Source organism: Hydrogenophaga sp., from assembly GCF_022844385.1.
GTDB lineage: Bacteria > Pseudomonadota > Gammaproteobacteria > Burkholderiales > Burkholderiaceae_C > Hydrogenophaga.
The window spans coordinates 20,104-35,195 of record NZ_JALHLX010000006.1 but is presented as its reverse complement, the minus strand read 5'-3'; the positions used below and the strand labels follow the sequence as shown (position 1 = coordinate 35,195).

Genomic DNA, 15,092 nt, shown 5'->3' with positions numbered 1-15,092 from the left:
GTGCTCATTCGGAAGAAAGGGCCACCACAGGGTCCAGCCGCGCGGCCTTGCGCGCTGGCAGGTAGCCAAAGATCAGGCCGGTGGCAAACGCGCAGCCGAAAGCCAGCACCACGGGGGCCACGGAGTACTGCACCGCCGTGCCGGTGGCACCGATCACAAAGGCCACGCCCAGGCCGATGACGACGCCGATGAGGCCGCCCAGCGCGGAGACCACCAGCGCCTCGATCAGGAACTGCTGCAGGATGTTGCGCATGCGCGCCCCTGTGGCCATGCGGATGCCGATCTCGCGGGTGCGCTCGGTCACGCTGACCAGCATGATGTTCATCACCCCGATACCCCCCACCAGCAGCGAGATCGCGGCAATCGACCCCAGCAGGATGGTCATGGTGTTCTGGGTCTCGGTGGCGGTGTCGATGATGGACGCCATGTTGCGGATCTGGAAGTCGATCACACCGTGACGTTCGGCCAGCAGCGACTCCACCGCGGACTGCGTCTCGTCGATGCGGCTCACGTCCTCCACCGCCACCGTCACGTTGCGCAGAAAGCGCTGACCCGACAGGCGCAGCTGGCTGGTGGCATACGGCACCAGCACCACATCGTCCTGGTCCTGCCCGCTGGGCGAGGCGCCACGTGAACTCATCACGCCCACCACCTGGAAGATCAGGTTGTTGACCAGCACGAACTTGCCCAGCGGCTCCTCTCCGCCCGGAAACAAGGCCTTGGCCACGGTCTGGCCGAGCACCGCCACGGTGGCGTACTCCTGCTCATCTTCGTCGGTGAAAAAGGTGCCGTGCTGCACGCGCCATTGGCGCGCCAGCGGAAACTTGGCCGAGGTGCCCAGGATGCTGCTGGAGTAGTCGGCGTCGCCAAACCGCAGCGTGGCCGTGCTGCTCTGCTCGGGCACGGCGGCCAACACGTTGGGCACCTCCTTGTCAATCGCGTTCACGTCGGCCAACACCAACGTGGCGATGTTCTGGAAGCCGCGCTGGTTGGGCGCGCCCGGGCGCACCAGCAGCAGGTTGGAGCCCATGGCGCTGATGCGGTCGATCACCACCTGCTTGGCGCCGTCGCCAATGGCCAGCATGGCAATCACCGAGGCCACACCGATCACGATGCCCAGCAAGGTGAGGATGGCGCGGAACACATTGGCACGCAGCGCGCGCAGCGCCGTGCGCGCGGCCTCCACCACATCACCCAGCTGGGAAATCTTGCCGCCGCGCGCATGCCACGCCAAAGCGGCCTGAGCCGCTTCGCCCTCGGGCGGACGCGGCCCGGGATCGGACACGACGTCGCCGTCCTTGATTTCGATCACGCGGTTGGCGTGCGCCGCCACCTCGGCCGCGTGCGTGATCAGGATCACCGTGTGGCCCTTGGCCGCAAGGTCCTTGAGCAAGACCATCACATCGGCGCCGCTCTTGCTGTCCAGCGCGCCGGTAGGCTCGTCGGCCAGGATCACGCGGCCGCCGTTCATTAGCGCACGCGCGATCGACACCCGCTGCTGCTGACCGCCCGAGAGTTGGTTCGGCCGGTGGTGCATGCGATCGCCCAGGCCCAGCGAGCCCAGCAGCTCGGCCGCGCGCGCGTGGCGCTCGGCCGGCGCAATGCCGGCGTACACAGCGGGCACTTCCACGTTGTCGGCCGCGGTGCCGGTGGCGATCAGGTTGTAGCTCTGGAACACAAAGCCGAAGGCATCGCGCCGCAGTTCGGCGAGTTCGTCGCGCCCGAACTCCGACACATCGCGGCCCATGAACAGATAACGGCCGGTGGTGGGCTTGTCCAGGCAGCCCAGGATGTTCATCAGGGTCGACTTGCCCGAGCCCGAGGCACCCATGATGGCCACCAGCTCGCCGGGGTAGATCTTGAGGTCGATGCCGTGCAGCACCTCAACGGCGAGGTCACCGTTGCGGTAGGTTTTGGTGATGCCACTCAGGTCGATCAGCGGCACGCCCAGCCCGGGCGCCGCGGCGTCAAGCTGGGGTGCTGCTGCGCGCAGTGCCTCGGCTTCGGGAGTGTGGGGCAACTGGCTCATCGCCTTGCCCCGCCGGCTGCGCCCGCGGGCATGCCGCCCGGGCCACCCATGGTCTGACCGACACCCGCGCCCGCCTGCCCCGTGGTGCTGCGGCGCTCGGGTTCACGCACACCGGCGATGACACGCTCGCCCTCCTTCAGCCCCGACAACACCTGGGCGTGCACACGGTTGCTCACGCCGATGGTGACGTCGCGTTCTTCAATGCTGCCGTCCTCGGCCATGACCTTGGCCTTGGCCTGGCGCGGAGCACGCACAGGGCGTGCAGCGGCTTCGTTGCGCGGCATGCCGCTGCTCACCGCGGGGCGGGTGGGGGTGGTGCGTTCTGGCTCACCCACAGCAGGCGACGCGGTCGTTGCCGGCGCGCCAGCACCTGTTGCACCCGGTGCCGCCGGAACAGCGGGAGCAGCGGGAGCAGCGGGAGCAGCGGGAGCAGCCTGCACGCCGCGGGGACCTTGCGGGGCGCTGCGCTGGATCGTCAGGGCCGACATCGGCACCATCAACACATCCCTGGCGTCCGACACCACAAAAAACACCTGCGCCGTCATCTGCGTCATCAGGCTGCGGTTGCTGTTGGGCACCTCGAAGAGCGCGTTGTAGAGCACGACGTTGTTGGTCACCGTGGGGGTGGGTTCGATCTTCTTGAGCTCGCCATACCAGCGCCGGCCCTGGCCACCCAGCGTGGTGAAGTACACCGCCATGCCGCTGCGCAGCTTGCTCACATCGGCCTCCGACACCTGGGTCTGCACCGTCATCACCGAGAGATCGGCAATGCGCATCAGTGTGGGCGCCGACTGGTTGGTGTTGAGCGTCTGGCCCTGGCGCGCGGTGATGCTCACCACGGTGCCGCCCATGGGGGCGTAGATCCTGGTGAACTTGAGGTTGGCCTCCTCCACCCGCATGCTGGCCTGCAGCTGCTCCATCGACGCCTTGAGCGACTGGATCTGCGCACGCGCGGTGCGCACCGTGGTCTCGGCGTTCTGCAGGGTTTCGGTTGTGGTGGCCTCTTCCAGCATCAGGTTCTTCTGGCGCTGCAGGTCGCGCTCGGCCTTGCTCAACGCCAGTTCGCGCTCGGTCATCTGGGCCTGCTGCGAACGCAGCTGGGCGCGACTGGCTTCCACGCGAGCCATCGAAGTCTCTGCGTCGATCTCGGCCAGCAGGTCGCCCTCTTTGACCTCGCTGCCCACTTCCACCAGGATCTTGCGCAACTGTCCCGACACCTGGGCACCCACGTCCACGTAGTCGCGCGGCTGCAGCGAACCGGTGGCGCTGACCTGGTCTTCAATGTCGCCCCGCTGCACGGTGGCGGTGATGTAGGCGCTCTCGGTCTTGTTGCCCGGGCCGTATTGGACCCAGGCGAGCCAGCCACCGCCCGCCACGGCCAGGGCAACCAGCACGATCAAGGCCAGTTGCCAGGGGCTTGGTTTGCGAACAGCAGAGGAGGGAGCTTGGTTCATATCGGTGGGTGTCTTGACGGGCATTGGTTCAGGCGATGCTGCATGGTGTACGCGAACTGTGGAAGGAATGTGCAAGGCCAACGGTTGCGCAAACGCAAAGTTTTAAAGATTTGGGCCGTCGCTGCACGACACCATGTATTCAGACTGCACAGTATCGACCCCACCCCTGCCCCGCTCCCGCGCATGGCTCGCGCGCTGCGGTAGCTTGCGCGTCAAGCTTTTACTGACGATTGCGGGCGCCAACATGGCGGTGTGGCTGAAGAGCCACCCGGTGGAACGCCGTTCTGCGCCGGGGCACGGCCTTGGCCTCACTGCTGTGGGTGCCCGAGCCTCACCCGTGGATCCTGTTTTCTGCAGTATTTATGCAAATAGGAAGCATTCTCGTTTAGAATGGCAACATCCAGCAGATGCATCCAGCATCACCGAAAGGACACGCCATGACCACCGGACTCGCCGCACTCGGCACCGCCCTGATCGTGTTGTTGTGCGCCCTGTGGTGGATCTTTCGCAACTGATGCACAAACAGCCCACGCCGCTAAACTGATGAGCCCTTTCAGCGCCACCCTGGCGCAGCCCTTCACGCCCATGCTCGCTGTCGCGCCCTCACGCCTGCACCGCCGTCTGGCCATCGTGCTCGCGGTGGTGGTGTTCCATGTGGGTGCCTTGTGGGCGCTGCAAAGCGGACTGCTCAAACGCGCCGTGGAGCTGGTGATTCCGGTGCAGGTACTGGCGGAATTCATCGAGCCGCCGCAGCCTGTCGTCGAGCCTCCACCCCCAGCCCCGCCCGTGGCCACACCCGCACCGCCCAAGCCCCGGCCGCGGCCCGTGCCGCAACCCCTGCCACAACCGGTGGCCGTGGCCACACCCGAGCCTTCCACGCTCGCGCCGGTGGTGCCGCCCAGCCCGCCCGCACCACCCGTCCCGGCCGAACCGGTGGTGGCCGCCGCACCGCCGGCCCCACCTGCACCGCCCGCACCACCCCGCATCGAGCTGCCCTCCAGCAGCGCCGACTACCTCAACAACCCGCGCCCCCCGTACCCGCCGCTGTCCAAGCGCCTGGGTGAACAAGGCCGGGTGGTGGTGCGCGTCTTCATTGAAGTCAATGGAACCGCCTCACGCGCCGAAGTGCGCACGTCCAGCGGCTTTGAACGCCTGGACCAGACGGCCCTGCAGACCGTGCTGCGCTGGCGCTACGTGCCCGGCAAGCGCGCTGGTGTGCCCGAAGCCATGTGGTTCAACGTGCCGATCAGTTTTGTTTTGGAATAAACCCCGTCTCCTGGAGTGAGAAAAATCATGGAACCGCAATTCGCAAGCTCGGGCATCGCCCACGTCTGGACCCAGGGTGACTGGGTCACCCGTTCGGTGGCCATCGTGCTGCTGGTCATGTCGCTGGCCACCTGGATCATCATCCTGTGGAAAGCCCTGGATCAACGCGCACAACGCGCCCAGGCCAAGGGGGTCGAAGGCTTCTGGCACAGCGCCGATTTCGCAGAAGGACTGGACAAACTCGGATCACCCGAGGGCAACCCGTTTCGCGCCGTGGCCCTGGAAGGCCGCGAATCCACCCGCCACATCCTGCACAAGGACGGCCACAACGGCTCGCCCCCACAGCGCCAGCTGCACGACAGCCTGGACGTGAGCGACTGGGTCGAGCGCTCGTTGCGCAAGAGCGTCGATGACTACACCGCGCGCGCCCAGAGCGGCCTGTCTGTGCTGGCCTCGGTTGCGTCGACCGCCCCCTTCGTGGGCCTGTTCGGCACGGTCTGGGGCATCTACCACGCGCTGCTGGCCATCGGTGCCGCCGGCCAGGTCAGCATCGACCAGGTGGCTGGCCCGATCGGCGAGGCGCTGATCATGACCGCGCTCGGCCTGCTGGTGGCCATTCCCGCGGTGCTGGGCTACAACGTCCTGGTGCGCGGCAACAAGGGCATCAACCACCAGCTCAACCGCTTCGCACACGATCTGCACGCCTACTTCGTCACCGGCGCCCGCGTCACCGCGGGTGGTGACGGCAAGGTGCTGCCGATGAAGAAAGCCTGAGGAGGAACCCCGCCATGGCCATCGGAACCCAACAGGACAGCGACGACATGCTGAGCGAGATCAACATGATCCCGTTCATCGACGTGATGCTGGTGCTGCTGATCATCTTCATCATCACGGTGCCGGTGATCAAACACGCCGTCAACATCGAACTGCCGCAGGCCAGCATGGAAAAGGTGCAGGACAAGCCCGAGAACATCCGCCTCTCGGTGGACGCCGACGGGGTGTATTTCTGGAACGACCAGCGTGTGGAAGACGCGGACTTCGCCAACCGACTGACGGCCGCCGCCTCAATGGAGCCCCAGCCCGAGCTGCACATCCGCGGTGACAAGGCGGTGCGTTACGAGCGCGTGGCGCAAGCCATGGCCGCCGCACAGCGCAGCGGCGTGCGCAAGATCGGATTCATCACCGAACCCGCGCCATGAACAGCGAGCCTCGCCTGGAACCCGGGCCGGAATCGGTCCCTGCAGCGAGGGACACCGAACCGGGAGAAAAAACCACACCTGCGCTCACCAGCGACGCCCTGCTGCAAGGTCAGAAGGCCGTGACGATCAGCCACAACGGATCCGTCTACCGCCTGCAGGCCACGCGCCAGGGCAAACTGATCCTGACCAAGTAGCCATTGAATCGTGGGGCGACCTCGGAGAATTCATCATCCCCGAGCGTCGTTTTTGACCAGCCAGGGGGCGTTGTGCCCCGATAGCCAGGTCTTTTTTCAGGCAGGTTAGAGCCCGATGGCAGCGATGCCGGCACGCGCAACCTGCGCATCTTCGGTCGACTTCACGCCGCTCACGCCCACCGCGCCGAGGCACTGACCATCCTTCATGATCGGCACACCGCCTTCCAGCATGCCCGAGAGGCCGGGCGCGCTCAGGAACGACACGCGGCCCTGGTTGATCACGTCTTCATAGACCTTGCTCTCGCGACGACCCATGGCCGCCGTGTGGGCCTTGGCGGGCGCGATGTGCGCGGAGATCGCCGGTGCGCCGTCCAGGCGCTGCAGGCCCAGCAGGTGGCCGCCATCGTCCACGATGGCGATCGTGACCGCCCAATTGTTCTTCAGCGCTTCGGCTTCAGCCGCCGCGGCGATCAGTTTCACGTCGGCGCTGTCCAGCATGGGTTTGTTTTTCATGAACTTATGTCCTTTTGGGGTGTCTGAAGGTTCTGCTGACAGGGCATTTGAGCGCCTGCGAGCTTTGGGCAAACGATACCGCGACCATTGGGGCTCATCTGGTCACAAGTGACCTTACCAAACAATGCGGTTTTGACGCCCATGCGTCGCAGGTGAAGCAGCGCCCTACAATGCAATTCCACCGGTCGGGTGCCATTCCGGCGTCCGGGTACCGGCCCCCCGTGTCAGATGATGAAGGAGATCACCACCATGACCGACCAAGTTCACCCCAGCGGCCGCTTCGGCACCGCGGTATCGAGCGATGCGCAGCGCAACAGAGTCATGCGCAACACCTACTGGCTGCTGGCCTTGTCCATGCTGCCCACCGTGCTGGGCGCCTGGGTCGGCGTGCAGACCGGCATCACGGCCGGGCTCGGTGGTGGTTTGGGCCTGATCGTCTTTCTGGGCGGCGCCTTCGGCTTCATGTTCGCCATCGAAAAGACCAAGAACTCGGCTGCCGGCGTGCCGGTGCTGCTGGCTTTCACGTTCTTCATGGGTCTGATGCTCTCGCGCATGCTGGCCATGGTGCTGGGCTTCTCCAACGGTTCCAGCCTGATCATGACGGCCTTCGGCGGCACGGCCGGCGTCTTCTTCGTCATGGCCAACCTGTCGACCGTGATCAAGCGCGACATCTCGGGCATGGGCAAGTGGCTCTTCGTGGGCATGCTGGCCGTGTTCTTCGGCGCGATCATCAACGTGTTCGTGGGCAGTCCGGCCGCGATGGCAGCCATTGCCACCTTGGCGATTGTGGTGTTCAGCATGTACCTGCTGTACGACCTCAAGCGCATCGTGGACGGCGGCGAGACCAACTACATCACCGCCACGCTGGGCCTGTACCTGAGCGTGTTCAACATCTTCCAGAGCTTGCTGATGCTGCTGGGCATGTTCGGCGGCGACCGCGACTGAGCGCGCACTGCGCCCTGAAAAAAGGACCTTCGGGTCCTTTTTTCATGTCCGCGCCGGTCGGCTTCAAACAGGGGTCAAGTTCGGGAGGCAAACGCCGAAACAAGGGGAAACCGATACCGAACACCATGCGACATACCGTCCTCACCGTCTGCCTTCTTGGAGCCGCCAGCCTGCTGGCGGGCTGCGATGCGCTGGGCATCGAAAGCGCCAGCGCGGTGGCAGCAAAGAAGGAAGCCGAGGGCAAGGCCATCGGCAGCGCCTGCCGCCATGCCGTGCGCAGCATCGAGGACTGCTTCGGCGGCTACCCGCGCGCCGGCAAGGCCGCCGTGTTCGCCGGCTGGAAAGAGATGGACGAGTACATGCGCGAGAACGCCATCGTCGGCATGCCGGCCGAGCCCGCACCGGCTGAAGCCACTCCGGCCGCCAGCCCTGACGCTCCCGACGGCGGCAAGGCGGCCAGCGCCTCGCGCAACTCCTGATCCGTTGCCCCGCCCGGTTTACCCGGGCGCCGGGTCTTCGCCCGGTACCCGCGATGGGTCGAGTTCAAACACCGCCATGCTCTCCACGTGCGCCGTGTGCGCAAACATGTTGACCACACCCGCAGCCACACAGCGGTAACCCGCCTGGTGCACCAGCAGCCCTGCGTCGCGCGCCAGCGTGGCCGGGTTGCAACTCACATACACAATGCGCTGCGGCGGCGTCCAGCCACCGCGCTGGGCCGGGTTCTGGTGCAGATCCGCCAGCGCCTTGGCCAGCGCGAACGCGCCTTCGCGCGGCGGGTCCACCAGCCACTTCTGGGCTGTACCGTCGGAGACCAGCAAACCCGGCGTCATCTCGAACAGGTTGCGCGCGGCAAATGCGGTGGGTGCCAGAGCAGCGTCCCGTCCCGCCTGGTTCAACGCCAGGTTCTCGCGCGAGCGGGCCACCAGCGTCTCGCTGCCCTCAATGCCGAGCACCTCGCCCGCCGTGGTGGCAATCGGCAAGGTGAAGTTGCCCAGGCCGCAGAACCAGTCGATCACGCGTTCGTTCTTCTTCGCATCGAGCAAGCGAAGCGCGCGCGTGACCAGCACCCGGTTGATGGCTGGATTGACCTGGGTGAAATCGGTCGGTTTGAACGGCATGGTGATGCCGAATTCGGGCAGGGCGTAGGAGAGCTGCGGGCCATCGGTGTCGAGCAGCTTGACGGTCTCCGGCCCCTTGGACTGCAACCACCACTGCACACCGTGTTGTTGTGCAAACGCGCGCAGGCGGCTGATGTCGTCCTCGCTCAACGGCTCCAGGTGGCGCAGCACCATGGCCGTCACTGTGTCGCCACAAGCCAGTTCGATCTGCGGGCAGGTTTCGCGCGCGTCCATACCGAAGATCAGTTCGCGCAGCGGCATGAGCATCTCGCTCACGTGCGGCGGCAGCACCGGGCAGACCCGCATGTCGGCCACGTAGCGGCTCTTGCGCTCGTGAAAGCCGATCAGCACCTCGCCCTTTTTGTGCACGTGGCGCACCGACAAGCGGGCGCGGAAACGGTATCCCCAGGCCGGACCCTCGATCGGGCGCAACATGGTCTCGGCCCGCACCTTGCCCAAGTGCCAGAGGTTGTCTTCGAGCACGCGCTGCTTCACGGCCACCTGGGCCGATTCGTGCAGGTGCTGCATCTTGCAGCCGCCGCAAGCGCCGGCATGCAGGCCGAAATGCGGGCAGCCGGGACGCACCCGCTGGGAAGACTCGTGGTGCACCGCCGTCACCACGCCGGCTTCCCAGTTGTTCTTCTTGCGGTGTACGTTGACGCTGACCTGCTCGAACGGCAGGGCGCCTTCGATGAAGACCACCTTGCCGTCGGGCCGGCGGGCGATGCCTTGGGCATCGATGTCCAGCGATTCGACCGCGAGCCATCCGTCTGGCAAAGGGTTCTCGGGGGCGTCGTGCGCTGCGGCGTTGGCGGTGGTGAGGAGGCTGTTTACGTGAAGGGTGGCGGCGGTTGTCATGCAGCGATTGTCTCAGGCCACGTTTCGCCGCCGGGCCGCCCCCAGGTGAAACAGCCCCCTCGGGGGGCAGCGACCCGCGCAGCGGGGGAGCATGGGGGCAAGTTTCGCCCCCGGGCCGCCCCAAGGCGAAACAGCCCCCATGGGGGGCAGCGACCCGCGAAGCGGTGGAGCGTGGGGGCTCTGCTCTCAGGCCCAGGCAGCCAGATATTCGTTCCAGTGCGATTCGTTCGGCGCCAGGTTGCCCAGCGTCTCCTTGACCATCGCAATCTCCTGCCCGTACTCGGCTTCGGTCAAACCTCCGCGCATCTTCTGGAAACGGCAGTACACGAGGTAGGTGTTCATCACGTCGGTCTCGCAGTAGCGGCGGATGTCCTCGGTCTGCCCCGAAAGGTACTGCGCATACACCTGCGAGCCGTCCATGCCCAGCTTGCCGGGGAAGCCACAGAGCTTGGCCATGGCGTCGAGTGGTGCATTGTTTTTGGGCGAGTACATGGCCAGCAGGTCCATCAGGTCCAGGTGACGCATGTGGTAGCGGCTGATGTAGTTGTTCCACTTGAACTCGCGGTCGTCTTCGCCCAAGTCCCAGTACTTGCTGGCCTCCACGCCATGGCGCAGGCCACGGTAGTGCAGCACCGGCAAATCGAACCCGCCACCGTTCCAGCTCACCAGCTGCGGCGTGTGTTTCTCCACCGCATGGAAGAAGGTCTGCACCACCTTGCCTTCGCTCTGGCCGTCGCGGTCCACAAACGAGTGGATGCGCAGGCCTTCGGCGTTGCGGAACACACAGCTGATGACCAGCACGCGCTGCAGGTGCAGCGGCATGAAGTCGCTCTGGCCCTTTTCCTTGCGTTCGGCCAACCAGGCGGCGTAGACCTGCTCGTCGGTGTGGTCGGCTGGCGCACCGCGCAGGGCCCTCAGGCCCTCAACGTCGGGTATGGACTCGATGTCGAAGACGAGCACCGGCCAGGCCATGGCAACCCCGGCTCAGCGTTTGGGCAGATAACCGATCGGATCGACCGGTTTGCCCATGCGGCGCACTTCAAAGTGCAGCTTCACCCGGTCGGTGTCGCTGCTGCCCATCTCGGCGATCTTCTGACCCTGGCGCACGGCCTGGTCTTCGCGAACCAGCAGCGCCTGGTTGTGCGCGTAAGCCGTGAGGTAGGTGTTGTTGTGCTTGAGGATGATGAGGTTGCCGTAGCCGCGCAGGCCGGCACCCGCGTACACCACGCGGCCGTCAGCGGCGGCGACCACGGCGTCACCGATCTTGCCGGCGATGGACACACCCTTGTTGGTCGTCTCGTCGAAGCTGGAGACCACGGTGCCCTGGGCAGGCCACACGAAATTGAGTTCGTCGGCGCCGGCCGACGCGGGTGCAGGCGCGGGCGCAGGGGCTGGAATTGGCGCTGCGGCGGGCGCCACAGGCGCGGTGTCGGTGAGCGGACGAGACACCACGCCAGCCGGGTTCACCGGTGTGCTGGCCACGCCGGTGGCCGGAGCGGACTGGGCCACCAGCGGCACTGGCGGCTGCACGCGCAGCACCTGGCCGATTTCGATGGCATTGGCGTTCGACAAGTTGTTCCACGCCTGCAGATCGCGCCAGTTCTGGCCGCTGTCCAGCGCGATGCGGAAGAGCGTGTCGCCGGCCTTCACCGTGTAGTAGCCGGGCTTGCCGGCGTTTTCAGCACCGGGCAGCACCACGGCATCGGCGGGACGCGCCATGCCGCGGTCTTCCACCGGGGCAGGGCCCGACACGCGGCGGGTCGAACAGCCGGCTGTGACCAGCACAACCGCGGCAACCGCCACCACTGCGGCGACTTGCCAAGGGGAACGGCGCTGTTCGCGGGGCACGGTCGGTGCCAGGGGAAAACGCATGGACATGAAAACTCCCAACCTGTGAACGGGACACGCCTGGTGGTGGCCCCGATAAAAAGAACGCCCCGCTGCCCAAGGCAGGGGGAAACTCATGCGATACCCGATTTTAGAGGCACAAAAAACACGGCCTCCAGCTCGGTGCGGACGATCCCGGTGGCGGTTTTGTCCACCACCACCAGGTTCTGTTTGCCCGCTGCGGTGACCGCAGGCGCCACCAGCCGGCCACCCACGGCGAGCTGGTCGATCCACGCTTGCGGGATGTCGTTGCCCCCGGCGGCGGCAATGATGGCGGCATAAGGAGCACCTTTGGCGTACCCGAGCATGCCGTCGCCGAACAACAAGTGCAGATTGGAGATGCGGAAGGCGCGAAGGTTCTCGCGCGCCTTTTCGTGCAGGCCGCGCAGGCGCTCGATGCTGTAGACCTCGCGCGCCACATGGGCCAGCACCGCGGCCTGGTAGCCGCAGCCGGTGCCGATTTCCAGCACACGACCCAGCTTGCCGGTGTGGCTGGCGCACAGCAGTTCGATCATGCGGGCCACCACGCCGGGTTTGGAAATGGTCTGCCCCAGGCCGATCGGCAGACTGGTGTCTTCGTACGCCTGGTTCACCAGCGCGGTGTCCACAAACCGGTGCCGCTCCACCGCCTGCAAGGCCGCGAGCACACCGGCGTGGCTTACGCCCTGTGCCTGGATCTTGCGCACCATGGCCGCGCGCACCGCCGACGAGTCCATGCCTACCCCGCTGGGCGCTGGGGGCCGCACGGGCGCAGCGGTTTTGATGGCCGGGCGCGGCAGCGGTTTGACGGTGGTCAGCGCGGGCTGGGAAACACGCGCCACCGACGTGCGTGCCGTCGGCGTTTGAGGTGCGGCCGGCAGCCGCGCCGGAAACGTCGGGCGGGCCTTGCCGCCGTCCTTCAAGACACTGCTCCCCCGGCAACCGCAACCTCGGGCGGAGTCGACAGGCTGGCAGCGGTCGGCGCCCAATACGCCAGGCGCTCGTGGTCGGTGAGGTCCACCTTCAGCGGCGTGATGGTGGCGTAACCCTGCACGGCGGCATGAAAGTCGGTTCCGTCGGCGTCGTCCTTGGCCTTGCCGGCGCTGCCGATCCAGTACATGGTGTCGCCGCGCGGGTTGGTCTGCGAAATCACCTGCTCGGCCGCGTGGCGCCGGCCCAGGCGTGCGACCTTGAAACCCTTGATGTCTGCGATGGGCCGGTTCGGAATGTTCACGTTGAGCAGCCAGGGCTCCACCGGCGCACCACTTTTCAACGAGGGCAACAGCTGCGCCACCAGGCGCGCGGCCATCTGGCCCGCGTCTTCCAGGTGCCCCCAGCCCTTTTCGGTCTGCGAGAACGCAATGGCCGGAATGCCGAAAAGATAGCCTTCCATGGCCGCGCCCACGGTGCCTGAATAGATGGTGTCGTCGCCCATGTTGGCGCCGTTGTTGATGCCGGAGACCACCAGGTCCGGCCGGTAGCCCAGCAGGCCGGTGAGCGCGATGTGCACGCAGTCGGCCGGCGTGCCGTTGACGTAGCGAAAGCCGTTGTGCGCGGTGTGCACGTACAGCGGCGAATGCAGGGTCAGCGCGTTGGATTTGGCGCTGTTGTTGTGCTCTGGCGCCACCACCTCCACCTCAGCCAGCCCCTTGAGGGCCTCATACAGCGCCACGAGACCGGGCGCCTGGTAACCATCGTCGTTGGAGATGAGAATTTTCATCAAGCGATTTTAGGTGGCTTCCCTCCGGTCACGCTTGAGACAGACAACGGGCTTACCCGCTGCAAGGTGGGCCTCTGCGCTGCCTATCATGGTTCGATCGACCCCCATCAACCGAGGAGACGGCATGCACGCCTGGCTTTGTGAAAACCCCGTGGGCGTTGACGCCCTGACCTGGAAAGAACTGCCCACGCCCGAGCCCAAGGCCGGCGAGGTGCTGATCGAGATCGAGGCGGCCAGCCTGAACTTCCCCGATCTGCTGATCGTGCAGAACAAGTACCAGATGAAGCCCGCCTTGCCCTTTGTGCCGGGCTCCGAATACGCCGGCGTGGTGCGCGCAGTGGGCGAAGGCGTGAAGCACCTGCAGGTGGGACAAAGTGTGGCCTGCCTCAGCGGCACCGGTGGTTTCGGCACGCACACCATCGCACCGGCGGCCTTGTGCATGCCGCTGCCGGCCGGTTTCCCGGCAGTGGACGCAGCCGCCTTCATCATGATCTACGCCACCTCCTGGCACGCGCTCATGGACCGTGCCGCCCTCAAGGCCGGTGAGACCGTGCTGATCCTCGGTGCGGCCGGTGGCGTGGGCACAGCGGCCATCCAGATCGCCAAGGCCGCCGGTGCGCGCGTGATTGCTGCCGCATCGAGCGACGAGAAGTGCGAGCTGTGCAAACAGCTCGGCGCCGACGCCACCATCAACTACAGCGTGCACACGCCCAAAGAGGGACTGCGCGACGCCATCAAACAACTCACCGACGGCAAGGGCCCGGACGTGATCTACGACCCGGTCGGCGGGGACTTCGCCGAACCGGCGTTTCGCTCCATTGCTTGGCGTGGCCGCTACCTGGTGGTGGGTTTTGCCAGCGGCCCCATTCCCGCACTGCCGCTGAACCTCACCCTGCTCAAGGGCGCGAGCATCGTGGGCGTGTTCTGGGGGGATTTCGCGCGCCGCGAACCCAAGGCCAACGCCGAGATGATGCAGGCGCTGGCCGTGATGTACGCGAAGGGCCAGGTGAAACCGGTGATCGACCAGACCCTGCCCATGAGCGAGCTGCACAAGGCCTACGCCATCATGGGATCGCGCTCGGTCAAGGGCAAGCTGGTGATGGTGAACACGCCGGTCTGAGTCAGCGCCGTTGAAGCTCCCGGCCATGAACCACGAAACCGATTACCACGCCGAACCCTGCCGACAAGCCCGAACCGACCTGGCACTGGCCCTGCGTGCCGCCGCCCGCTTCGGCCTGTCCGAAGGCGTCTGCAACCACTTCAGCGTGGAGCTGCCCGACGGCTCGGGCCGCTTCCTGCTCAACCCGCGCGGCCTGCTGTGGAGCGAGGTACAGGCCGACGACATCGTGATGGTGGACGTGCACGGCGAGCGTCTCGCCGGGCGCCATCCGGTCGAGTCCACCGCCATGCACATCCACAGCGGCATCCACCGCCTGGCGCGCCAGGCCGTGGTGTTGCACACCCACATGCCCTACGCCACCGCGCTCACGCTCACACAAGACCGCGCGCTGGACACCACCCTGTCGCAAAACGCCATGCGCTTCCATGGCCGCGTGGCCATCGATCCGCACTACAACGGTCTGGCACTCGACGCGGGCGAAGGTGAACGCATCGCGCGCGCCATGGGCACGACCGACATCGCCTTTCTCGCCAACCATGGCGTGGTGGTGTGCGGCCCACGCATCGACCACGCCTTCGACGACCTCTATTACCTCGAACGCGCCTGCATGGCGCAGGTGCTGGCCCAGTCCACCGGGCGGCCACTGAAGCCCGCCGACGCGGACACCGCCGCGCACGTGGCCAGCCAGATGCAGAGCGAGCGTTTGCAGTCCGAGCTGTTCTTCGAGGCTTTGCGCCGCACTGTGTGAGCCCTGTTCACGCAGGCTGATCGCCGGCGCGCGAATGTGGGCGGGAACCGCGGTTGGAC

The 15,092-nt window shown here is 66.2% G+C and carries 16 protein-coding genes; 8 read left to right on the top strand and 8 right to left on the bottom strand.

The features are described 5' to 3' along the window. Nucleotides 1-4 precede the first annotated feature (4 nt). Both Q0C59_RS02485 and Q0C59_RS02480 read right to left on the bottom strand, forming a co-directional pair. On the bottom strand, nt 5-2,029 hold the full coding sequence (locus tag Q0C59_RS02485) for a MacB family efflux pump subunit (RefSeq protein ID WP_291211227.1): 2,025 nt from the start codon (nt 2,027-2,029) through the stop codon (nt 5-7). Next, nucleotides 2,026-3,483, bottom strand: coding sequence for an efflux RND transporter periplasmic adaptor subunit (locus Q0C59_RS02480; protein ID WP_291211225.1), 1,458 nt, complete (start codon nt 3,481-3,483; stop codon nt 2,026-2,028). The genes Q0C59_RS02485 and Q0C59_RS02480 overlap by 4 nt, the downstream gene beginning before the upstream one ends. A 543-nt stretch (nt 3,484-4,026) precedes the next feature. Between Q0C59_RS02480 and Q0C59_RS02475 the strand changes: the two genes are divergently transcribed. From Q0C59_RS02475 to hemP, 4 genes are read left to right on the top strand one after another with little or no spacing between them, the layout of a single operon-like run. Further along, a complete protein-coding gene (locus tag Q0C59_RS02475) occupies nt 4,027-4,749 on the top strand; it encodes an energy transducer TonB (protein ID WP_407066541.1) in 723 nt (240 codons plus the stop codon). A 27-nt stretch (nt 4,750-4,776) separates the two neighbouring features. After that, nucleotides 4,777-5,523 (top strand): MotA/TolQ/ExbB proton channel family protein, encoded by a 747-nt coding sequence (locus Q0C59_RS02470; RefSeq protein WP_291211223.1) that lies wholly within the window; start codon nt 4,777-4,779, stop codon nt 5,521-5,523. A gap of 14 nt (nt 5,524-5,537) precedes the next feature. Further along, on the top strand, nt 5,538-5,948 hold the full coding sequence (locus Q0C59_RS02465; RefSeq protein WP_291211221.1) for a biopolymer transporter ExbD: 411 nt from the start codon (nt 5,538-5,540) through the stop codon (nt 5,946-5,948). Then, nucleotides 5,945-6,142, top strand: a complete 198-nt coding sequence (gene hemP / locus Q0C59_RS02460) for a hemin uptake protein HemP (protein ID WP_291211218.1) — start codon at nt 5,945-5,947, stop codon at nt 6,140-6,142. Before Q0C59_RS02465 ends, hemP begins: the two co-directional genes overlap by 4 nt. Before the next feature lie 105 nt (nt 6,143-6,247). On the opposite strand, the gene Q0C59_RS02455 is transcribed toward hemP, so the two are convergent. Beyond that, on the bottom strand, nt 6,248-6,655 hold the full coding sequence (locus tag Q0C59_RS02455) for a heme-binding protein (protein ID WP_291211215.1): 408 nt from the start codon (nt 6,653-6,655) through the stop codon (nt 6,248-6,250). A 249-nt stretch (nt 6,656-6,904) separates the two neighbouring features. On the opposite strand from Q0C59_RS02455, the gene Q0C59_RS02450 reads away from it, so the two are divergent. Both Q0C59_RS02450 and Q0C59_RS02445 read left to right on the top strand, forming a co-directional pair. Beyond that, nucleotides 6,905-7,600 (top strand): Bax inhibitor-1 family protein, encoded by a 696-nt coding sequence (locus Q0C59_RS02450; protein ID WP_291211213.1) that lies wholly within the window; start codon nt 6,905-6,907, stop codon nt 7,598-7,600. Nucleotides 7,601-7,725: 125 nt separating this feature from the next. Continuing rightward, nucleotides 7,726-8,079: a hypothetical protein gene (locus Q0C59_RS02445; RefSeq protein ID WP_291211210.1), complete on the top strand. Its 354-nt coding sequence runs from the start codon at nt 7,726-7,728 to the stop codon at nt 8,077-8,079. Nucleotides 8,080-8,097: 18 nt separating this feature from the next. Here the strand turns inward: Q0C59_RS02445 and rlmD are convergent, their stop codons facing one another. From rlmD to surE, 5 genes are all read right to left on the bottom strand, one after another. Further along, nucleotides 8,098-9,579 carry a 23S rRNA (uracil(1939)-C(5))-methyltransferase RlmD gene (rlmD, locus tag Q0C59_RS02440; RefSeq protein WP_291211208.1) on the bottom strand — a complete coding sequence of 494 codons (1,482 nt, stop codon included), beginning with the start codon at nt 9,577-9,579 and terminating at the stop codon, nt 8,098-8,100. Between the two features lie 186 nt (nt 9,580-9,765). After that, nucleotides 9,766-10,551, bottom strand: a complete 786-nt coding sequence (locus Q0C59_RS02435; RefSeq protein WP_291211206.1) for a 3'-5' exonuclease — start codon at nt 10,549-10,551, stop codon at nt 9,766-9,768. A gap of 12 nt (nt 10,552-10,563) precedes the next feature. Then, entirely contained in the window at nt 10,564-11,451 is an 888-nt protein-coding gene (locus Q0C59_RS02430; RefSeq protein WP_370654533.1) for a peptidoglycan DD-metalloendopeptidase family protein, read from the bottom strand. Nucleotides 11,452-11,540: 89 nt separating this feature from the next. Beyond that, on the bottom strand, nt 11,541-12,368 hold the full coding sequence (locus tag Q0C59_RS02425) for a protein-L-isoaspartate(D-aspartate) O-methyltransferase (protein WP_407066540.1): 828 nt from the start codon (nt 12,366-12,368) through the stop codon (nt 11,541-11,543). Continuing rightward, complete coding sequence (gene surE / locus Q0C59_RS02420) at nt 12,365-13,165, bottom strand: 5'/3'-nucleotidase SurE (RefSeq protein WP_291211202.1); 801 nt, start codon at nt 13,163-13,165, stop codon at nt 12,365-12,367. The genes Q0C59_RS02425 and surE overlap by 4 nt, the downstream gene beginning before the upstream one ends. A gap of 124 nt (nt 13,166-13,289) precedes the next feature. Here surE and Q0C59_RS02415 point away from each other — a divergent pair, with 124 nt between their 5' ends. Beyond that, nucleotides 13,290-14,285, top strand: a complete 996-nt coding sequence (locus tag Q0C59_RS02415) for an NADPH:quinone oxidoreductase family protein (protein ID WP_291211200.1) — start codon at nt 13,290-13,292, stop codon at nt 14,283-14,285. A gap of 25 nt (nt 14,286-14,310) precedes the next feature. Then, complete coding sequence (locus Q0C59_RS02410; RefSeq protein WP_291211197.1) at nt 14,311-15,033, top strand: aldolase; 723 nt, start codon at nt 14,311-14,313, stop codon at nt 15,031-15,033. Nucleotides 15,034-15,092 lie beyond the last annotated feature (59 nt).